18 protein-coding genes are annotated in these 17,255 nt (G+C 64.0%); 10 read left to right on the plus strand and 8 right to left on the minus strand.

Translation table 11 applies throughout. The features are described 5' to 3' along the window. The first annotated feature begins 15 nt into the window (after nt 1-15). Together RSPPHO_RS00890 and RSPPHO_RS00895 are read left to right on the plus strand one after the other, a co-directional pair. On the plus strand, nt 16-573 hold the full coding sequence (locus tag RSPPHO_RS00890) for a DUF1178 family protein (RefSeq protein WP_041793642.1): 558 nt from the start codon (nt 16-18) through the stop codon (nt 571-573). 365 nt (nt 574-938) lie between these two features. Then, nucleotides 939-1,454 carry an adenine phosphoribosyltransferase gene (locus tag RSPPHO_RS00895; protein WP_014413402.1) on the plus strand — a complete coding sequence of 172 codons (516 nt, stop codon included), beginning with the start codon at nt 939-941 and terminating at the stop codon, nt 1,452-1,454. Between the two features lie 78 nt (nt 1,455-1,532). Here the strand turns inward: RSPPHO_RS00895 and phoB are convergent, their stop codons facing one another. From phoB to RSPPHO_RS00935, 8 genes are all read right to left on the minus strand, one after another. Continuing rightward, complete coding sequence (phoB, locus tag RSPPHO_RS00900) at nt 1,533-2,234, minus strand: phosphate regulon transcriptional regulator PhoB (protein ID WP_041793643.1); 702 nt, start codon at nt 2,232-2,234, stop codon at nt 1,533-1,535. Between the two features lie 17 nt (nt 2,235-2,251). Then, nucleotides 2,252-2,959: a phosphate signaling complex protein PhoU gene (phoU, locus tag RSPPHO_RS00905; protein ID WP_014413404.1), complete on the minus strand. Its 708-nt coding sequence runs from the start codon at nt 2,957-2,959 to the stop codon at nt 2,252-2,254. Nucleotides 2,960-2,985: 26 nt separating this feature from the next. Further along, the gene (gene pstB, locus RSPPHO_RS00910; RefSeq protein ID WP_041793644.1) at nt 2,986-3,801 is read right to left on the minus strand and encodes a phosphate ABC transporter ATP-binding protein PstB; all 816 of its coding nucleotides are present in this window, start codon (nt 3,799-3,801) and stop codon (nt 2,986-2,988) included. A 5-nt stretch (nt 3,802-3,806) separates the two neighbouring features. Further along, the gene (gene pstA / locus RSPPHO_RS00915; RefSeq protein ID WP_041793645.1) at nt 3,807-5,087 is read right to left on the minus strand and encodes a phosphate ABC transporter permease PstA; all 1,281 of its coding nucleotides are present in this window, start codon (nt 5,085-5,087) and stop codon (nt 3,807-3,809) included. 104 nt (nt 5,088-5,191) lie between these two features. Further along, entirely contained in the window at nt 5,192-6,589 is a 1,398-nt protein-coding gene (gene pstC / locus RSPPHO_RS00920; protein WP_014413407.1) for a phosphate ABC transporter permease subunit PstC, read from the minus strand. Between the two features lie 239 nt (nt 6,590-6,828). Continuing rightward, entirely contained in the window at nt 6,829-7,857 is a 1,029-nt protein-coding gene (locus tag RSPPHO_RS00925) for a PstS family phosphate ABC transporter substrate-binding protein (RefSeq protein WP_041793646.1), read from the minus strand. Between the two features lie 245 nt (nt 7,858-8,102). Then, nucleotides 8,103-8,555: a threonine/serine exporter family protein gene (locus RSPPHO_RS00930; RefSeq protein ID WP_041793647.1), complete on the minus strand. Its 453-nt coding sequence runs from the start codon at nt 8,553-8,555 to the stop codon at nt 8,103-8,105. 150 nt (nt 8,556-8,705) lie between these two features. After that, nucleotides 8,706-9,557 (minus strand): threonine/serine exporter family protein, encoded by an 852-nt coding sequence (locus RSPPHO_RS00935; protein ID WP_014413410.1) that lies wholly within the window; start codon nt 9,555-9,557, stop codon nt 8,706-8,708. 197 nt (nt 9,558-9,754) lie between these two features. Between RSPPHO_RS00935 and rpsB the strand changes: the two genes are divergently transcribed. The 8 genes from rpsB (at nt 9,755) to rseP (ending at nt 17,209) form a co-directional block, all read left to right on the plus strand. Then, nucleotides 9,755-10,546 (plus strand): 30S ribosomal protein S2, encoded by a 792-nt coding sequence (gene rpsB, locus RSPPHO_RS00940; protein ID WP_041793648.1) that lies wholly within the window; start codon nt 9,755-9,757, stop codon nt 10,544-10,546. 171 nt (nt 10,547-10,717) lie between these two features. Then, a complete protein-coding gene (gene tsf, locus RSPPHO_RS00945) occupies nt 10,718-11,644 on the plus strand; it encodes a translation elongation factor Ts (protein ID WP_041793649.1) in 927 nt (308 codons plus the stop codon). A 266-nt stretch (nt 11,645-11,910) separates the two neighbouring features. Then, a complete protein-coding gene (pyrH, locus tag RSPPHO_RS00950) occupies nt 11,911-12,642 on the plus strand; it encodes a UMP kinase (protein ID WP_014413413.1) in 732 nt (243 codons plus the stop codon). A 59-nt stretch (nt 12,643-12,701) separates the two neighbouring features. Next, nucleotides 12,702-13,223, plus strand: a complete 522-nt coding sequence (gene frr / locus RSPPHO_RS00955; RefSeq protein ID WP_051013983.1) for a ribosome recycling factor — start codon at nt 12,702-12,704, stop codon at nt 13,221-13,223. Then, nucleotides 13,223-13,957, plus strand: coding sequence for an isoprenyl transferase (locus RSPPHO_RS00960; RefSeq protein ID WP_014413415.1), 735 nt, complete (start codon nt 13,223-13,225; stop codon nt 13,955-13,957). Before frr ends, RSPPHO_RS00960 begins: the two co-directional genes overlap by 1 nt. Nucleotides 13,958-14,018: 61 nt before the next feature. Continuing rightward, nucleotides 14,019-14,804, plus strand: coding sequence for a phosphatidate cytidylyltransferase (locus RSPPHO_RS00965; RefSeq protein WP_041793652.1), 786 nt, complete (start codon nt 14,019-14,021; stop codon nt 14,802-14,804). Further along, nucleotides 14,795-16,000, plus strand: a complete 1,206-nt coding sequence (locus tag RSPPHO_RS00970) for a 1-deoxy-D-xylulose-5-phosphate reductoisomerase (protein ID WP_014413417.1) — start codon at nt 14,795-14,797, stop codon at nt 15,998-16,000. Before RSPPHO_RS00965 ends, RSPPHO_RS00970 begins: the two co-directional genes overlap by 10 nt. Nucleotides 16,001-16,096: 96 nt before the next feature. After that, entirely contained in the window at nt 16,097-17,209 is a 1,113-nt protein-coding gene (gene rseP, locus RSPPHO_RS00975; RefSeq protein ID WP_041793653.1) for an RIP metalloprotease RseP, read from the plus strand. The last annotated feature ends 46 nt before the right edge of the window (nt 17,210-17,255 follow it).

Below are 17,255 nucleotides of genomic sequence, written 5' to 3' on the forward strand. Positions count from 1 at the left end.
ACGAGGACAGGGGGCATGATCCGCTATACCCTGGTTTGCACCAATGAGCACGATTTCGAGGTCTGGTTTCGCGACAGCGCAACCTGCGATGCCCAATTGGCGGCCGCCGAGGTCCCTTGCCCGTTTTGTGGCTCCTCCCAGGTCGCCAAGGCACTGATGGCCCCCAGCGTGGTATCAGGCCGGGGCAAGGACGCCCGCCGCGCCGAAACCTTGTCCTTGCTGGGACGCGCCCTCGCGGCGGCAGCGCAAAACGGGGCAGAGGCCACGCCCGCTCCTCCGGCCCCCCTCCCCGCCCCCCCTCCCGCAGCGGTACCAACACCGACACCGGCGGCGACAGCCCCCGTCCTCCCGCCTAGCCCAGTCGCCGAGGCCCTGCGCGAACTCCGCCGCCACGTCGAGGAAACCTGCGAAGATGTCGGCGAGCGGTTCGCCGAAGAAGCCCGCCTCATCCATTACGGCGAAGCCGACGAACGCCCCATCCACGGCAGCGCCACCTTGGAAGACGCCAAGGCCCTCCACGAAGAAGGAATCAACGTCGCCCTCCTCCCCTGGACCCGGCGGGTCGAGAACTAAGACGGGGGTGTTCGCCTCGGGTGATACGGGGCTGCCGCCCCGATCCCCGCCTGGGGCGATGCCCCAGACCCCCTTTTTTCTTCTGTTCATGGCCCTCCCGCCCCCCTCTTTTGAAAAGCGTGCTTTCAAAGAGGGGGGCGGGAGGGCCAATTAATAAGCATAACGCGATAAACGTGGGGGCATTTTCTCTCTTTCGTCGGCGCCGGGCGGCCCCCGGGCTCGGTCAGAGGGGGGTGGGGTCCATGTCGGGGAAGGAAGAGTTTTCTCAAGAGGCGAAGGGACTTTCCGGCTTTCACCCGTTGCCTGGGCCTTGTACCCTCCGCGCCCGAAGGCTTTCCCCTGTTTGACCGACACCGGAGTCAGCGATGAATCTCAAGGATCATATCCGCGAAGTGCCTGATTTTCCCAAGCCGGGAATTCTCTTTTACGATATTTCCACCCTGCTTGCCCATCCCGATGCCTGGCAGGTGGCCATGGGCCGTATCGCCAAGGCCGTCGCGCCCCGCGCGCCCGACGTGCTGGCCGGTATCGAGTCCCGGGGTTTCCTGGTCGCGGCGCCCTTGGCCCTCAAGCTCGGTCTGGGCTTCGTCATGGTGCGTAAAAAGGGCAAGCTGCCCGGCAAGACCGTGCGTCACGAGTATGCCCTGGAATACGGTACCGATACGGTCGAAATCCAGGAAGGAGCGATCGAGCCCGGCCAGCGCGTGGTGATCTTGGATGACCTGCTGGCCACGGGGGGGACCCTCAACGCCGCCGCCGACCTGTTGACCAAGGTCGGCGCCAACGTGGTGGGCGCCGCCTGCTTGATCGAACTGACCTTCCTGAAGGGCCGTGAGCGCACGGCGATCCCGGTGGACAGCCTGATCGCCTACGACTCTTAACGGCATGAGAGGGCTGGGGAGGCGAACCTCCTCAGCCCTCTCTCCTCTCGGATCCCTTGACGACCAAAAGACGGGGCTTTAACGAGCCGCTGTGGTGTCGGCGTCCAAGGCGTAGCCGGCCGCGCGCACCGTGCGGATCAAGTCACCATCGCTCTCGCCATTCAGCGCCTTGCGCAAGCGGCGAATATGAACATCGACGGTGCGGGGCTCGACATAGATATCGGGGCCCCAGACGGCGTTCAGGAGTTCCTCGCGCGAAAATACCGCTCCGGCGTTTTGCATCAAAAACTGCAACAGCCGAAATTCAGTCGGCCCCAGGTGAATGGACCGACCGCCTCGGGTGACGCGGTGTGCGCCCAAGTCCATGACCAGATCCGCGTAGATCAGGCTCCCCTTGCTGTTGGTGGGCTGCGAGCGGCGTAACAAGGCCTTCACCCGTGCCAGCAGCTCGGGCATCGAGAACGGCTTGGACATATAGTCATCGGCCCCTGTATTGAGGCCACGAATCCGGTCTGCCTCCTCGCCACGCGCCGTCAGCATCAACACCGGCAGATCGCGGGTCCGAGGCTTGCGGCGCAATTGGCGGCACACCTCAATGCCCGACATCACCGGCAGCATCCAGTCGAGGATCATCATGTCCGGCTGATCCTCGGCGACCATGGTCAAGGCTTCCTCGCCATCCATGGCCTCGACGACGCGATACCCCTCCTTTTCCAGATTGTAGCGCAAGAGGGTCACCAGGGAGGCCTCGTCCTCGACGATCATCACTTGTGGTTTCATGCTCAACTCACGATACCCTAGAGGCGGTCCCCCGTGTCTCCGATCCCTCCCCCCTTGGGGCGGGCCGCGCGCAAGGGAGTGCCGGACACGAGAAAATGGATGTTTTCGGCGACATTGGTGGTGTGGTCGCCAATGCGCTCGATGTTCTTGGCCACAAAAAGAAGGTGTGAGCAGGCTGAGATGTTGCGGGCGTCTTCCATCATACAGCTTACCAGCTCACGGAACAGGGCCGTGTATAGATGGTCCACCTCCTCGTCCCGGGACCAGGCTTCAACGGCTTTATGCAGGTCCTGGGTTCCGTAGGCATCCAAGGTGTCGTTGAGAATGTCGCGCACCAGCCGGGACATGCCGGGGATCGAAGCCACGGGGCGGGCCGGCGGGAGCTGGTTAAGCACCAGAACCCGCTTGCCCACATTCGAGGCATAGTCGCCAATGCGCTCCAGATCCCCCGAGATCTTGAGCGCCCCAATGATGGCCCGCAGATCCGCCGCCATGGGCTGGCGCAAGGCCAGTAAGCGCACGGCATGGTCGTTGATTTCCTGCTCCAGGGCATCAATGCGGGCATCGGCGGCGACCACTTGGCCGGCCAAGTCGCTGTCGCGCCGCACCAGGGCCTGAACGGCGTTGGCCAATTGGGCCTCCGCCAGTCCGCCCATGCGCAGAACGGCCTTCACCAGAGTCTTCAGATCCTCATCAAAGGATCGCACGGTGTGCTCGGCGTTCATTTTTGTCTCCCCGGAGCGGGTAGGACTTAACCGAAGCGGCCGGTAATATAGCCCTGTGTCAGATTATGCTGCGGGTTGGTGAAAATCACCTCTGTATCCCCGCATTCAATCAGGCGCCCGAGATGGAAAAAGGCGGTGCGCTGCGACACCCGCGCCGCCTGCTGCATCGAGTGGGTCACGATGACGATGGTGTAATTGGAGCGCAGTTCGTCGATCAGTTCCTCGACTTTGGCCGTGGCGATGGGGTCGAGGGCCGAGCACGGTTCGTCCATCAAGATCACCTCGGGCGACACGGCAATGGCCCGGGCAATGCACAAGCGTTGTTGCTGGCCACCCGACAGGCCGGTGCCCGGTGATTCCAGGCGGTCCTTCACCTCTTCCCACAGGCCGGCGCGTTCTAGCGACGACTGAACGATTTCGTCCATCTCTGCCTTGGTGCGGGCAATCCCGTGGATGCGCGGGCCATAGGACACGTTTTCGTAGATCGACTTAGGGAAGGGGTTGGGCTTTTGGAACACCATGCCCACCCGGGCCCGCAGTTCCACCACGTCCACCTTCTTGTCGTAGACATCCTCCTGATCGAGGCGGATATCGCCGGAAACCCGACAGATATCAATGGTGTCGTTCATTCTGTTCAAGCAGCGCAAGAAGGTGGACTTGCCACAGCCGGACGGGCCGATGAACGAGGTCACCTCACGCGCCGCGATGTCAAGGCTCACGCTCTTGATGGCGTGCTTTTCGCCATAATACACGTTGGCGTCGGTGACCGAGACCTTGACGTCGCGATCGCTGATGCGGGGCTGGCCAGCGGTACCGGTGAAGACTTCTTTCTGGTCGGTCATGGGGCTTACCACTTCTTTTCAAACTTCTTGCGCAGGATCACCGCGCCGGCATTCATCAGGATCAAGAAGCCCAGCAGCACGATGATCGCCGCCGAGGTTCGTTCAACAAAGGCGCGCTCGGGGCTGTCGGCCCACAGGAAGATCTGCACGGGCAACACGGTGGACGGGGTCAGTGGACTCGTCGGCACATCGGCCACGAACGCCACCATGCCAATCATCAGCAACGGCGCCGTTTCGCCCAAGGCGTGGGCCATACCGATGATCGTGCCCGTCAGCATGCCCGGCATGGCCAGCGGCAGCACGTGGTGAATGATCATTTGCATCTTCGAGGCGCCCACGCCCAGGGCCGCCTCGCGGATCGACGGCGGCACCGACTTGAGGGCGGCGCGGCTGGCAATGATGATGATGGGCAAGGTCATCAAGGTGAGCACCAGACCGCCCACCAGAGGCGCCGAGCGTGGAAGCCCGAACATATTAATGTAAACGGCCAGACCCAACAGACCGAATACAATCGACGGCACGGCCGCGAGGTTGTTGATATTCACCTCGATCAGGTCGGTGAACCAGTTGCGTGGCGCGTATTCTTCCAGGTAGACGGCCGCCGCCACCCCAATGGGAAACGACAGGGTCAGGGTGACCACCAGGGTGTAGAACGACCCCACCAGGGCGCCCCAGATGCCGGCCAACTCGGGCTGGCGGCTGTCGGCGGCGCTGAACAAAGTGGAGTTGAACGCAGAATGGATCAGGCCCCGGCTCTTGAGCCGCTCGAACCATGCGATCTGGTTATCGCTGACCCGGCGGTTGCTCTCCTGAACATCGGTCTTGATCCGGCCCTTGGCCAGCATGTCGATGTCGGCTGACACCGGAATGCGCATGGTGATGCGATCGCCAATCAGGGTCGGGGAGTCGAGGACCATTTCACGCACCCGGTAGGTCGCCCCTTCCGAGATCATGGCCATCAATTCACGCTTTTCCTGACGGCCGGTGACATCGGGGAACAGGTCGCCCATCGCCTGCGTGATCAGCTTGCGATAGTTGGCGTTGGAAATCGCCTGGAAGTCCCGGGTCCCCTGCGGATCAATGTCTTGGGGATAGAGGGTGACCTCCAGTTCCATTTCCGTGGTCCAGAAGGCACTGAAGCCTTCCGAAAAAATGGTCACGAACAAGGTCATCAGCATGACCAGGGCCATCAGGATGGCGCCCAGGCCGCAGGCGCGAAAACGTCTTTCCTGGGCATAGCGCCGGGCCAGTCCTGCCCGGACGATTTCGGTGGTGTTTTGGGCCATCGGTCTTCCTCGTGGTGGCGCTGGACTCGCGTGATCCAGGCGCCCGCAAAGCGTTCGCGGCAACAGCTTGACCTCCTGTGCGCCGGAGGCCGGGGCGGACGGGATCAGTCGTACTGTTCGCGGTACTTGCGCACGACGTGCAAGGCCACAACATTGAGGATCAGGGTGATGAAGAACAGCACGAGGCCTAGGGCAAAGGCCGCCAGGGTCTTGGGACTGTCAAACTCCTGGTCGCCCACCAGCAAGGTCACGATCTGCACCGTCACGGTGGTCACGGCCTCGAAGGGATTGGCGGTCAGGTTGGCGGCTAGGCCAGCGGCCATCACCACAATCATGGTCTCGCCAATGGCCCGCGACGCGGCCAGCAGCACGCCGCCCACAATGCCGGGCAGGGCGGCCGGGATCACCACCCGGCGGATCGTTTCGCTCTTGGTGGCGCCGAGGCCGAGCGACCCCTCGCGCATCGCCTGGGGCACGGCGGAAATCACGTCGTCGGACAGCGACGAGACAAAAGGAATGATCATGATGCCCATGACCACACCGGCGGCCAGGGCGCTTTCGGACGACACCGACAGACCCACGCTCTCACCAAACGAGCGGATGGCCGGCGCCATGGTCAGGGCAGCAAAAAAGCCGTAGACCACGGTGGGGATGCCCGCCAGAATTTCCAGGGCCGGCTTGGCCCAGGCCCGGAACTTGGGCGCGGCGTATTCCGACATGTAAATGGCCGAGAACAGGCCCACCGGTACCGCGACCAGGAGCGAAATGGCGCCAATCACCGCCGTGCCGACAAACAAGGGCACCGCGCCAAACGCCCCCGACGAGCCCACCTGATCGGCGCGCATCGCCATCTGCGGGCTCCACTCAAGGCCGAACAGGAAGTCGGTGACCGGAACCTTGAGGAAAAAGCGGTAGCTCTCGAACACCAGGGACAACACGATGCCGATGGTGGTCAGGATGGCCACCGTCGAGCAGGTGATCATGAAGACCCGCACCACCTTTTCCACCGCGTTGCGCGCGCGCAGCGACGGCGTGATGGCTCGCAGCCCCCAGGCGGCCCCGGCCAGGGCCAACGACACCACTAAAACAGCCATGGACCAATAAGCGATGGTCTCCAGGCTCGCGCGATAGTGGCCGGCCTCGACCACGGCGGGATCACTTGACGAGGAGATGTTGCCGGCGGCCACGTTGGCAATATCGTTCATCAGCAGGCGGACCCGCGCCGGATCCAGGGGCTGGCCCGAGGGATCGTTGACCAACGATGGCGGCAGGGTCGAAAGCACCAGCTCATGAACGACAAGGGGTTCAATCACCAGCCAAAGCACGATCAGGGCCAGGGCGGGCAGGCCGCACCAAAGGGCCACGTACAGGCCATGGTATCCCGGGAGCGAATGCAGCACCACGGGATGGGGTCCCGCCTTGCGCAGTGCCAGCCGGGATCCAAAAACATGGGACATGGTCGCAAGCGCGGCCACGGTCAGGATCAGCAGCAGGGTGTTCATCGCGTCTCACGCCGTCCGAACGGAGAAGGAAAGGGCAACCATGTCACCAAAAACCGCCGCGCGCGGGGCGGCTCGGGGCGGGGGGATGGTTATTGTCTGGCCGCTATTGACCAGAAACAACACCCACCCACAACAGATTTTACACGCCGTTCCCGGAAAAACGCGCCTAACCCGGGGATAAGGACAACACCCTGTTTCCCGGCTTTTTTCCGGGAAACAGGGCCGGTGTTGTCAGAGTTTTAGAGGGCCAGCGGGGCGAGCGCCTGGGCCTTCTTGGCGGTCTCGACGCGCTCGGCGTCGGGCAGCGGGATCAGGCCCTTGTCAGCCAAGTAGCCCTCGGGGCCCCAGGCGGTGTCGCTGGTGAAGGCGCTCACGAATTCCTGAATGCCGGGGATGGTGCCGACGTGGGCCTTCTTCACGTAGAAGTACAGCGAACGCGACACGCCATACTTGCCAGAAGAGATGTTTTCGAAGGTCGGATCAACCGCATCCACCCGCGAGCCCTGGATCTTGTCGGCGTTCTGCTCCAGGAAGGAGTACCCGAAGATGCCCAGAGCCTTGGTGTTGCTCTCCAGCTTCTGAACGATCAGGTTGTCGTTTTCGCCGGCCTCAATGTAGCGGCCGTCTTCGCGCACCGAGGCGAACACCTTCTTGAAGGCGGCTTCGTCGGTCTTCTTCAACTCCTTGCACTCCGGCAAGGTCTCGCAGCCCGCTTCCATCACCAGCTCAACGAAGGCGTCGCGGGTGCCCGAGGTCGGCGGCGGTCCCAGAACCTCGATTTCCACCGCCGGAAGCTTCGGATCGATCTCGCTCCACTTGGTGTAGGGGTTGGCCGTCCACTTGCCGTCCACCGGAACTTCCTTGGCCAACGCCAGGAACAGGGTTTTCTTGTTCACGTCAAAGAGCGGCGCCGTCTTGGCGTTGGCCAGCACGATACCGTCGAAGCCGATCTTGACTTCGGTGATCTCGGTCACACCGTTTTTGGCGCAGGTCTCGACCTCGGAGGTCTTGATGCGTCGCGAGGCATTGGTGATGTCCGGGTGCTCCACGCCCACGCCGGCGCAAAACAGCTTCAGCCCGCCGCCGGTGCCCGTGGATTCAATGACCGGGGTCTTGAAGTTCGTGGTCTTGCCGAAGTTTTCGGCCACCGTCGTCGAGAACGGAAACACCGTGGACGAGCCGACAATGCGGATCTGATCGCGGGCCTCGGCGGCGCCAGCCATGGTGATGGCCGCAACGGCCGCCAGAGCGAGGGTCTTCCTGATCACTTTTGCCTCCAATTGGCCTTTGCCAAATGACCCAGGGGTCACATGACCTTGGGGGGATGCCCGCAAGGGGCTGTGTCCAGCGGGTCTTGGTCCGCCGGGGTGAGGCGGACTGTAGTCAGGATCGGCAACACGTTTGTGACAGGCAGATGAATGTTCTGTGACAACCCGATCTGGGAAGAGGCGCACCGGTGATGTCTAACCCTTTGGATCTCTTCAGTTTCGAGTCGTTCTGAAAGACACCGGGCTCATAAATCAAGGCGGCGGCGAAAGAGTTGTAAGGGAAGTGACACGCCGATGCCGATGGCTCCAAACGTGAACAGCACCCGCACACAGGCTTGGCCGACCTCGGCGACAATCTCGGGGGAGGGGGGCAAGGTGGTCAGGGCGAACAAGCCCAAGATGGCTTGGGCCGCAATGCCGCCGGGCACCAAGGGGATGCAGCCGGCGACGGCCAGGGCGCTTCGCACCATGCCGGTTTGGGCGTGCAGGGCTTGCACCGTGGCGCCCACGGCGAGTGCGGCGGCAAAGGAGGCGGCCTCCAGGGGCCAGCCTTGAAGCAAGCCGAGCGAGCGCACCAACAGCGCCAAGGCACCGATCGCCGCCGCCCAGGGCAAAGCGCGCAGGCTGATGTTAAACAACAGACCAAACCCGGCAGCGCCCACCGCGCCGGCCAGAATCTTCAGCAAGAGTGCGCTCATCGTGGAGTTTTCCKTTGGGGAGCGAGGGGGCTGGCGTTGGGAGCGTGGGGCTGCTGGCCCGGGTCCCGCCTGGGGTGATGTTGCGGCCTCCCGCTTTCTTTGGTTCATCAATAGAAAAAGGAGGGTCTGGCGATGGGCTGCGTCACAGGATCAGGCTCCGGGCACCAAGGGCAAGCCGACCACCAGACTCGCTGTCCACAAGCCGATGCTAAGAAAGATGAGATGGGTGAGTACCGCGACCAGACGGGCCGTGCCCAAGGTGGGGTGGCCCTCCAGGATGTCGCCCAAGGCGTTGAGGGCGGGCACGCCGGGCACCAACAGCAAGGTCGCGGCCACCATGGCGATGCCGACGCTCGTGCTCTCCAGGAGTCGGGCCAAGGCGCCGGCGCCGGCCGCGCTGCCGAAGGCGATGAAGAAGGCAATCAGAAACGTGTTGACCTTGCGGTGATGCAAGCCGACGCGAAGACCTTGGGCGAGGGCGGCCACCGGGGCCACGGCGGCCACGCCCAGGGGATCGGCGCCCAGCAGGTGGGCAAAGGCGGCACATGCGAGTCCGACGGCCGAGGCGGTGAGGAGTCGGGGATGGCGGGGGGTCTCGCGGGCTAGGCGTTCGATCTCGATCTGGACCGTTTCCGGTGGCGCGGGGGCATCCATCACCCGGCGCACGAGGGAGCGCAGGGCGTGCTCCAAGCGATGATTGACCCCGTGGGGACCGACGCCGACCATGCGGGTAATCGAGTTGACGCCATGGCGGACCGTCAGGGTCAAGGAGGCGTAGCCGGCCCGGGCCTCGGCGTCGGCGGCGCCAAGGGCACGGGCGAGGCTGGTGGTCGCCGTATCGACGATGCCCGAGCGCGCGCCACTTTCCATGAGCAACTGGCCCAGGCGCAGAGCCACGAGGCCGATGGCTTCCAAGCGCCGGTGGGCCATCACACCAAGATCGGGAGCCAGCGGGTCGGGCCCCAAGGAAGAGGGCGCGGTGGGGTCAAGGCTGGCGGTCATGTCTTTAGTCTCCTGTCAAAAAGTCCGGCGGCGAGGATGTAAGGCGGTAAGAGCCTCTTGCCAAAGGTCGGCGAGCGGGGTAAAGAGCCGCCCATCACGCACGCGGGGAGTCGCGGCCTCACGGCCGATCCGGTGTCTGGACCTTGTCCGACCAATCCCCCGCGGAGGATAAACCGGAAAACAGGAAAGTTTCGGTCATGGCTCTGCCCACTTTCACGATGCGCCAGCTCATCGAGGCCGGCTGTCACTTTGGCCACAACACGCGCCGCTGGAACCCCAAGATGGCGCCCTACCTGTATGGCCAGCGCGACAACGTTCATATCATTGATTTGCAGCAGACCGTGCCCTTGCTGTACCGCTCGATGCAGGCGGTGCGCGATGTGGCGGCGGCTGGCGGGCGTATTCTTTTCGTCGGCACCAAGCGCCAAGCCCAGGACGTGGTCGCCGAGCACGCCCGGCGCTGCGGCCAGTACTATGTGAACCACCGCTGGCTGGGCGGCATGCTCACCAACTGGAAGACCATCTCCCACTCGATCAAGCGTCTGCGCGATCTGGAAGAGCGCTTCGCCGCGGGTGACCTTCAGGGTCTGACCAAGAAGGAGCAGCTGAATCTTGACCGCGAGCGCGCCAAGCTGGAGCTGGCGCTGGGTGGGATCAAGGACATGGGCGGTCTGCCCGACATGCTGTTCATCATCGACACCGTTAAGGAAAGCTTGGCGGTGAGCGAGGCCAACAAGCTCGGCATGCCGGTGGTCGCGGTGATCGACTCCAACTCCGATCCCGATGGCATCGCCTACCCGATCCCGGGCAACGACGACGCCATCCGCGCCATCCAGACCTACTGCGAGCTGATGAGCGGTGCCATTCTGGACGGCATCCAGGCCCAGCTCGGCGCCCGGGGCTATGACGTGGGCGAGGCCGAGGCCCTGCCCGCCGAAACCCTGGTCGCCGCCGATCAGGGCGCCGAGGACGGCGAGTTCCAGGCCTAAGACGCCTTTTTCTCCCACCGGCCCGAAGGCGAGCCGATTGGGTTAGACATCCTGAACGGGCGGCGCTGCGAGCGCCGCCCTCTTTTTGAGGCGCCGGCCGGAGCCACGGCCCGGACGGCGGCGATGCGCTCCCCGCACGCACAAACGACCATCGTCAAAAAGAGGACTCCCATGGCTGAGATCACTGCCGCCCTGGTCAAGGGCCTGCGCGAAAAGACCGGCGCCGGCATGATGGATTGCAAGAAGGCGCTGGCCGAGACCAACGGCGACATGGAAGCGGCCATCGACTGGCTGCGCAAGAAGGGCTTGGCCGCCGCCGCCAAGAAGGCCGGCCGCACCGCCTCCGAGGGTCTGGTCGGCGTGAAGGTCGAGGGCACCACGGGTGCCGTCGTCGAGATGAATGCCGAGACCGATTTTGTCGCGCGCAACGAAATCTTCCAGGGCTTTGTCGAAACCCTGGCCGGACTCGCCCTTACCACCGGCAGCAACGTCGAGGCCCTGGCCCAGACCAACGTGCCTGGCACCGACCGCACCGTCACCGAGCAGATCACCCACCTGATCGCCACCATCGGCGAAAACATGAACCTGCGCCGTACCGCCGCCTTGACGGTCGAGCAAGGCGTGGTGTCGGCTTACATGCACACCGCCGTGCGTCCGGGCCTGGGCAAGATTGGCGTGCTGGTGGCCCTGTCCTCGGCCGCTGATCCGGCCAAGCTCGATGAGATCGGCCGTCAGATCGCCATGCACGTGGCCGCCGCCAACCCGCAGTATGCTACGGTTGCCGAGGTGGACTCCACCGCCGTCGAGCGTGAGCGCGCCGTGCTGTCCGAGCAGGCCCGCGCCTCCGGCAAGCCCGAGAACATCATCGAAAAGATGGTCGAAGGCCGCCTGCGCAAGTTCTACGAGGAAGTGGTCCTGACCGAGCAGGTCTTCGTCATCGACGGCGAGACCCGCATCTCCCAGGTTCTCGAGAAGGCTGGCAAGGAGCTGGGCGCTCCCGTGACCCTGGCTGGTTTCGTGCGCTACCAGCTGGGCGAGGGGATCGAAAAGGAAGTCACCGACTTCGCGGCGGAAGTGGCGGCGCAGCTCGCGCGTTAAGCGTCGTTTTCCCGTTGTGCGCCTGATGACATGGCCGCCGGACACCGTTCCGGCGGCCGTTGTCAAAAGCGGTGGGGTCAAAACGGGGTTGGCCTGATCCAGCCTCTCCCCTATGATCCGCCCGGCAGCGCGCGGATCACCGGACACGAGATCCTCCGGGGATCCATCCCCGGGCGTCTCTCCCAAGGACCCGCGCGATCGGTGGCCCCGGGCTGGAGCCGACCGCAGAGCGGGCCTTTGCCAAGGATTACAGAAAGGGCCGCGTTGTGGGCACGGAATACTACCGCAGAGTACTGGTGAAGCTGTCCGGCGAGGGCCTGCTGGGCGATCGCGAGTTCGGCCTGGACCTGGAGATGGTCGAGCGAGTGGCCGAGGAAATCCGCGAGGTTCACGCGCGGGGCATTCAGGTGTGCCTAGTGGTGGGCGGCGGCAACATTTTTCGGGGCGTTTCCACCGCGGCCAAGGGCATGGACCGCACCAGCGCCGACTACATGGGCATGCTGGCCACGGTCATGAACGCCCTGGCTATCCAGAATGCTCTGGAGAAGAAAGGCGTGCAGACCCGGGTGCAGTCGGCCATTCCCATGTCCATGGTGTGCGAGCCCTACATCCGTCGGCGCGCCATTCGTCATATGGAAAAGGGCCGGGTGGTGATCTTCGCCGCCGGCACCGGCAATCCCTTCTTCACCACCGACACCGCCGCTGCCTTGCGGGCCGTCGAGATGAACTGTGATGCGCTTTTGAAGGCGACCCAGGTGGATGGCGTTTACAGCGCCGATCCCAACAAGGATCCTACCGCCCAGCGCTTCGAGAGCCTGACCTTCACCGAGGTCCTGACCCGGGACCTGCGGGTGATGGATACTTCCGCCATTGCCTTGGCGCGAGACAATAACATTCCGATTGTCGTTTTCTCGCTGCACAGTCCGGGGGCCCTGGGCGAAGTGCTGTCGCGGCGGGGTCGCTTTACCGAAATCCTTTGTGATCGTGATCAGGAGTGAGTGCCGTGTCCGCTGATGCTGCCCAACCCGCTTCCCTCAAGGCCGATCTGAAGCACCGCATGGAGGGGGCTCTCGACGTTTTGAAGAAGGAATTCGCGGGTTTGCGCACCGGGCGCGCCTCGACCAGCCTGCTTGACCCGGTGATGGTTGAGGCCTATGGCCAAGCCACCCCCCTCAATCAGGTGGCTGCGGTCAGTGTGCCCGAGCCCCGCCTGATCACCGTTCAGGTCTGGGACCGCACCATGGTCAAGGCCGTGGACAAGGCCATTCGCGACGCTGGCCTCGGGCTTAATCCCGCGACCGATGGTCAAACCATCCGGGTGCCGATTCCGCCCCTCAACGAGGAGCGCCGCGTCGAACTGAGCAAGATCGCCGGCAAGTACGCCGAGCAGGCCCGCGTGGCCGTGCGCAACGTGCGCCGCGATGGCATGGACCATCTCAAGAAGATGGAAAAAGACAACGTGATCAGCCAAGATGAGCATAAGAAGCTCTCGGGCGAGATCCAGACCATGACCGACGATGCTATCAAGCGCCTTGATGAAGCCTTGGCAGCGAAGGAACAGGAGATCATGCAGGTCTGATGACAATGGATCCCCTCCTTGCTCCCACCGATGGGACGGCTTCCCCTTTTCATGTCGCCATCATCATGGATGGCAACGGTCGGTGGGCCCGTGCCCGGGGGTTGCCTCGGACCGCGGGCCATCGCCAGGGAGCCGAGGCGGTGCGCTCGGTTGTGGAGGCATCGCCCGGCTTGGGTGTCACCCATCTGACGCTCTTCGGCTTTTCCTCGGAAAACTGGAAGCGGCCGCAAGGTGAGGTGGGGGATCTCCTAGGCCTGTTGCGGCTCTATCTGAACAACGAAGTTCGCAATCTTGAGAAGAATAATGTGAGATTGCGGATTATCGGGCGGCGCGATCGCTTTTCCCCTGATCTTCAAGCCTTGCTGGGGGATGCCGAAGCCCGGACCAGCGCCAATACCGGTCTGCACCTGACCTTGGCCCTCAATTATGGGGCGCGCCAGGAAATGGTGGACACGGTTCGCACCCTGGCCCGTGCCGTGGCGCAAGGGCGTCTTGATCCCGAGGCCATCGACGAAGCCACGGTTTCGGGCGCCTTGCTGACCCACGACCTGCCTGACCCCGATGTCTTGATCCGCACCAGCGGCGAGCAGCGGGTGAGCAACTTTTTGCTTTGGCAAATGGCCTATGCCGAGTTGATTTTCTCGCCCGTGCTCTGGCCTGATTTCAACGGCAAGGAACTCGCCGCCGCGGTTGAAGATTTCCAAAACCGCGAGCGGCGTTTTGGCGGGCTGTGAGCCCGCTCGTTTCGGGCGCGTCGGTGCGCGGCGCGCGAGCCTTATCCCAAGGGAGTCCCGCGTGCTCAAGACCCGTGTGCTGTCCGCGCTTGCCCTAGCGCCCCCCTTTCTTCTGGCGGCCTATGCGGGGTCGCCGTGGTTTGGCTTTTTAGGGGCGCTGGGCGGCGCCTTGATGGGCTGGGAATGGGCGCGGTTGTGCCATGGGCGCTTCGGCCCGTCGGGCTGGGTGATGGCCGTCGCCCTCGCTTTGGTGGGCCTGCTGGCCAGCGAGGCACCGGGGGCAGCGATCGGACTTTTGGCCGTGGCGGCTGCCGTGATCGCGTGGCTCGATCGCACCGCCGGGACCGTGCGCGCTTGGACCCTAACCGGCCTTGTGTATCTGGGGGTGACCTTGCTCTCGCTGGTGTGGCTGCGCGCCGCTAGGCGGCTGGGAAACCCTGTTTTGGCTGTCTGGCCGTGGTTTGGGCCACCGACAAGCGGCGCCTATGCCGCCGGGCGTACCCTGGGCGGCCCCCTTCTTGCGCCCGCCATCAGCCCGCGCAAGACGTGGTCGGGCTTGCTGGGCGGCGTGGCCTCGGCGTTTTTGGCCGGGGGTGTGTTGTTGTTCGTGACCGGTATCGACGCGCCCCTGTGGGTGCTGGTGCTGGGGCCCGGGCTGGCGGTGATCTCCCAGGCCGGTGACCTCTTCGAGTCCTTTGTGAAGCGTCGCTTCAACGTCAAGGACTCCAGCCAGATCATTCCCGGACATGGCGGCGTGCTCGACCGGATGGATGGCCTGCTGGCGGCGGCTCCGCTGGTGGCCTTGATCGTGGCGTTGTTGGAGGGGGGAGTAACCCTATGGCAGTAAACGAGGCGGCGACCGGCGCACCCAGGCGTCTCACGATTCTGGGATCGACCGGGTCCATCGGCAAGAGCACCATCGACCTCGTGTCGCGCAACCGGGACCGCTATCGGGTGGTGGCGCTCACCGCCAATGCCAATGCCGAGGCCCTGGCGGCTCAGGCCCGCGACCTGGGCGCCGAGGTGGCCGTGGTGGCCGATCCCAAGGCGTATGGGGCGCTGAAGGCCGCCTTGGCCGGCAGTGGTATCGAGGCTGCTGCCGGACCCGAGGCGGTGGTTGAAGCGGCCGCACGCCCAGCCGACTGGACCATGGCCGCCATCGTTGGCGCTGCCGGTCTGGCGCCCACCCTGGCCGCCGTCGCTCAAGGACGCACCGTGGCCCTGGCTAACAAAGAGTGTTTGGTGTGTGCGGGCGACCTGTTCATGCGCGAGGTCAAGCGCCATGGCACCACCTTGCTGCCGGTAGATTCGGAACACAACGCCATCTTCCAGGTCTTTGATTTTGATCGGCCTGAGCGCATTGATCATCTGATCTTGACCGCGTCGGGCGGGCCGTTCCGTGACTGGTCGCGCGAGGCCATGGCCCTGGCGACCCCGGAGCAGGCTGTCGCCCATCCCAACTGGTCGATGGGCGCCAAGATCAGTGTCGATTCCGCGTCTATGTTTAACAAAGGCCTGGAATTCATTGAGGCGTATCATCTTTTTGGCCTGCCGGGCGATCGGATCCGCATTCTTGTCCATCCACAATCGGTGATTCACTCGGCGGTGGCCTACGTGGACGGCTCGGTACTGGCTCAGTTGGGCTCGCCCGACATGCGCACACCCATTGCGTTTTGCCTTGCATGGCCCGACCGGATGAACGCCCCGGTGCCGCGCCTGGATCTGGCCGCCCAGGCTCGGTTGGATTTCCGCGATCCCGATCCTGAGCGCTTCCCGGCGCTGCGCATCGTGCGCGAGGCCCTGGCGCGCGGCGGGGTCGCGCCGACGGCCATGAATGCGGCCAACGAGGTGGCCGTGGCGGCCTTCCTGGGGCGGCAAATCGGCTTCCTCGATATTCCGGCGGTGGTGGAGACTACCATGAACGCGGTCATGGCCGGGCCCTTGGGCAACCAAGCGGTGTCGGCGCTTGAGGCCGTTCTTGCGGTCGATGCCGAGGCTCGACGTCTGGCGGCGGGGCATGCCGAGCGTCTGGCGGCTGCCTAAAAACCTTCTTACATGAGGGAGGGGTCCCCAGCCCGGGGGCTCCTCTTTTTGTCCGCCTGTTCTGGCGCGCCCCCCGGGGGGGCTGAAACGAGAGCCATGCCCGAAATTTTCCACACTGTCCTTGCGTTTCTTCTCGTCCTCACCGTCGTGGTGTTCGTGCATGAGCTGGGACACTTTCTGGTCGCGCGCTGGAACGGTGTGCGGGTGGAGGTTTTTTCCATCGGCATGGGGCCAGAGCTGCTGGGGTACACCGACCGGCACGGGACGCGCTGGCGCTTGAGTTTGCTGCCTGTGGGGGGGTATGTCCGCTTTTTTGGCGATGCGGACGAAAGTAGCGGCAGCGCCGAGGTCGATCTAGAGGCCATGACGCCTGAGGAAAAGGCGGTGTGCTTTCATCACAAGCGGGTCGGGCAGCGCGCGGCCATTGTGGCGGCGGGGCCGCTTGCCAACTTTGCTTTTGCCATTTTGGTCTTTGCCGGCCTCTTCATGATTCATGGCCAGACGCGCTCGGTTCCGGTGATTGATGCGGTGTTGGCAGGGAGCGCGGCTGAGGCGGCTGGTCTCAAGGTCGGCGATCGCATCGTTGCCCTGAACGGCAAGACCGTGGAGCGGTTCCAAGACGTGCAGCGCCGGGTCGCCCTGTCCGATGGGAAAGTCATGCAGGTGGGCTTGGTGCGCGATGGCCAGCCCCTGCGGGTCGAGGTTCAGCCCCGTTTCGTGGACAACGACGACGGCCTGGGCAACACGGTCAAAATGGCGCAGTTGGGGATCCAGATTAAACTCTCCCCCGGTGACGTGCACCGTCTGGGTCCGGTGCAAGCCCTGGAGCAGGGAGTCGCCCAGACGTGGACCCTCTCCGCCGACACCTTGACCTATGTCGGACAGATGATCAGCGGCTTTCGCTCCGCCAGCGAGCTGGGAGGGCCGATTCGGATTGCCTTGTTCTCAGGACAGGCCGCCGAGCGTGGTGTCGCCGATCTGATCGTCTTTATTGCCTTGCTCTCCGCCAACCTCGGTCTCATCAATCTTTTTCCCATTCCCATGCTCGACGGCGGACACCTGATGTTTTACACCATAGAGGCCTTACGGGGGCGTCCCCTGACCGAGCGGATTCAAGAAATGGGGCTTAAGGTCGGGTTGGCGCTGGTCGTGGCCCTCATGCTCTTTGCCACCTGGAATGACTTGGGGCTGAAGGGCTTGTGGGGGTAAGGTCCGTTTGTTTCGCGTAAGCCGGCCCGGGGAAACGTGCGGGAGG

It is taken from the genome of Pararhodospirillum photometricum DSM 122 (assembly GCF_000284415.1).
Lineage (GTDB): Bacteria > Pseudomonadota > Alphaproteobacteria > Rhodospirillales > Rhodospirillaceae > Pararhodospirillum > Pararhodospirillum photometricum.

What these genes read in the sequence shown, in the direction of transcription:
- RSPPHO_RS00890 (WP_041793642.1), top strand. Translation starts at nt 16, where the DNA reads ATGATCCGCTATACCCTGGTTTGCACCAATGAGCACGATTTCGAGGTC.
- RSPPHO_RS00895 (WP_014413402.1), top strand. Translation starts at nt 939, where the DNA reads ATGAATCTCAAGGATCATATCCGCGAAGTGCCTGATTTTCCCAAGCCG.
- phoB (WP_041793643.1), bottom strand. Translation starts at nt 2,234, where the DNA reads ATGAAACCACAAGTGATGATCGTCGAGGACGAGGCCTCCCTGGTGACC.
- phoU (WP_014413404.1), bottom strand. Translation starts at nt 2,959, where the DNA reads ATGAACGCCGAGCACACCGTGCGATCCTTTGATGAGGATCTGAAGACT.
- pstB (WP_041793644.1), bottom strand. Translation starts at nt 3,801, where the DNA reads ATGACCGACCAGAAAGAAGTCTTCACCGGTACCGCTGGCCAGCCCCGC.
- pstA (WP_041793645.1), bottom strand. Translation starts at nt 5,087, where the DNA reads ATGGCCCAAAACACCACCGAAATCGTCCGGGCAGGACTGGCCCGGCGC.
- pstC (WP_014413407.1), bottom strand. Translation starts at nt 6,589, where the DNA reads ATGAACACCCTGCTGCTGATCCTGACCGTGGCCGCGCTTGCGACCATG.
- RSPPHO_RS00930 (WP_041793647.1), bottom strand. Translation starts at nt 8,555, where the DNA reads ATGAGCGCACTCTTGCTGAAGATTCTGGCCGGCGCGGTGGGCGCTGCC.
- RSPPHO_RS00935 (WP_014413410.1), bottom strand. Translation starts at nt 9,557, where the DNA reads ATGACCGCCAGCCTTGACCCCACCGCGCCCTCTTCCTTGGGGCCCGAC.
- rpsB (WP_041793648.1), top strand. Translation starts at nt 9,755, where the DNA reads ATGGCTCTGCCCACTTTCACGATGCGCCAGCTCATCGAGGCCGGCTGT.
- tsf (WP_041793649.1), top strand. Translation starts at nt 10,718, where the DNA reads ATGGCTGAGATCACTGCCGCCCTGGTCAAGGGCCTGCGCGAAAAGACC.
- frr (WP_051013983.1), top strand. Translation starts at nt 12,702, where the DNA reads ATGGAGGGGGCTCTCGACGTTTTGAAGAAGGAATTCGCGGGTTTGCGC.
- RSPPHO_RS00960 (WP_014413415.1), top strand. Translation starts at nt 13,223, where the DNA reads ATGACAATGGATCCCCTCCTTGCTCCCACCGATGGGACGGCTTCCCCT.
- RSPPHO_RS00970 (WP_014413417.1), top strand. Translation starts at nt 14,795, where the DNA reads ATGGCAGTAAACGAGGCGGCGACCGGCGCACCCAGGCGTCTCACGATT.
- rseP (WP_041793653.1), top strand. Translation starts at nt 16,097, where the DNA reads ATGCCCGAAATTTTCCACACTGTCCTTGCGTTTCTTCTCGTCCTCACC.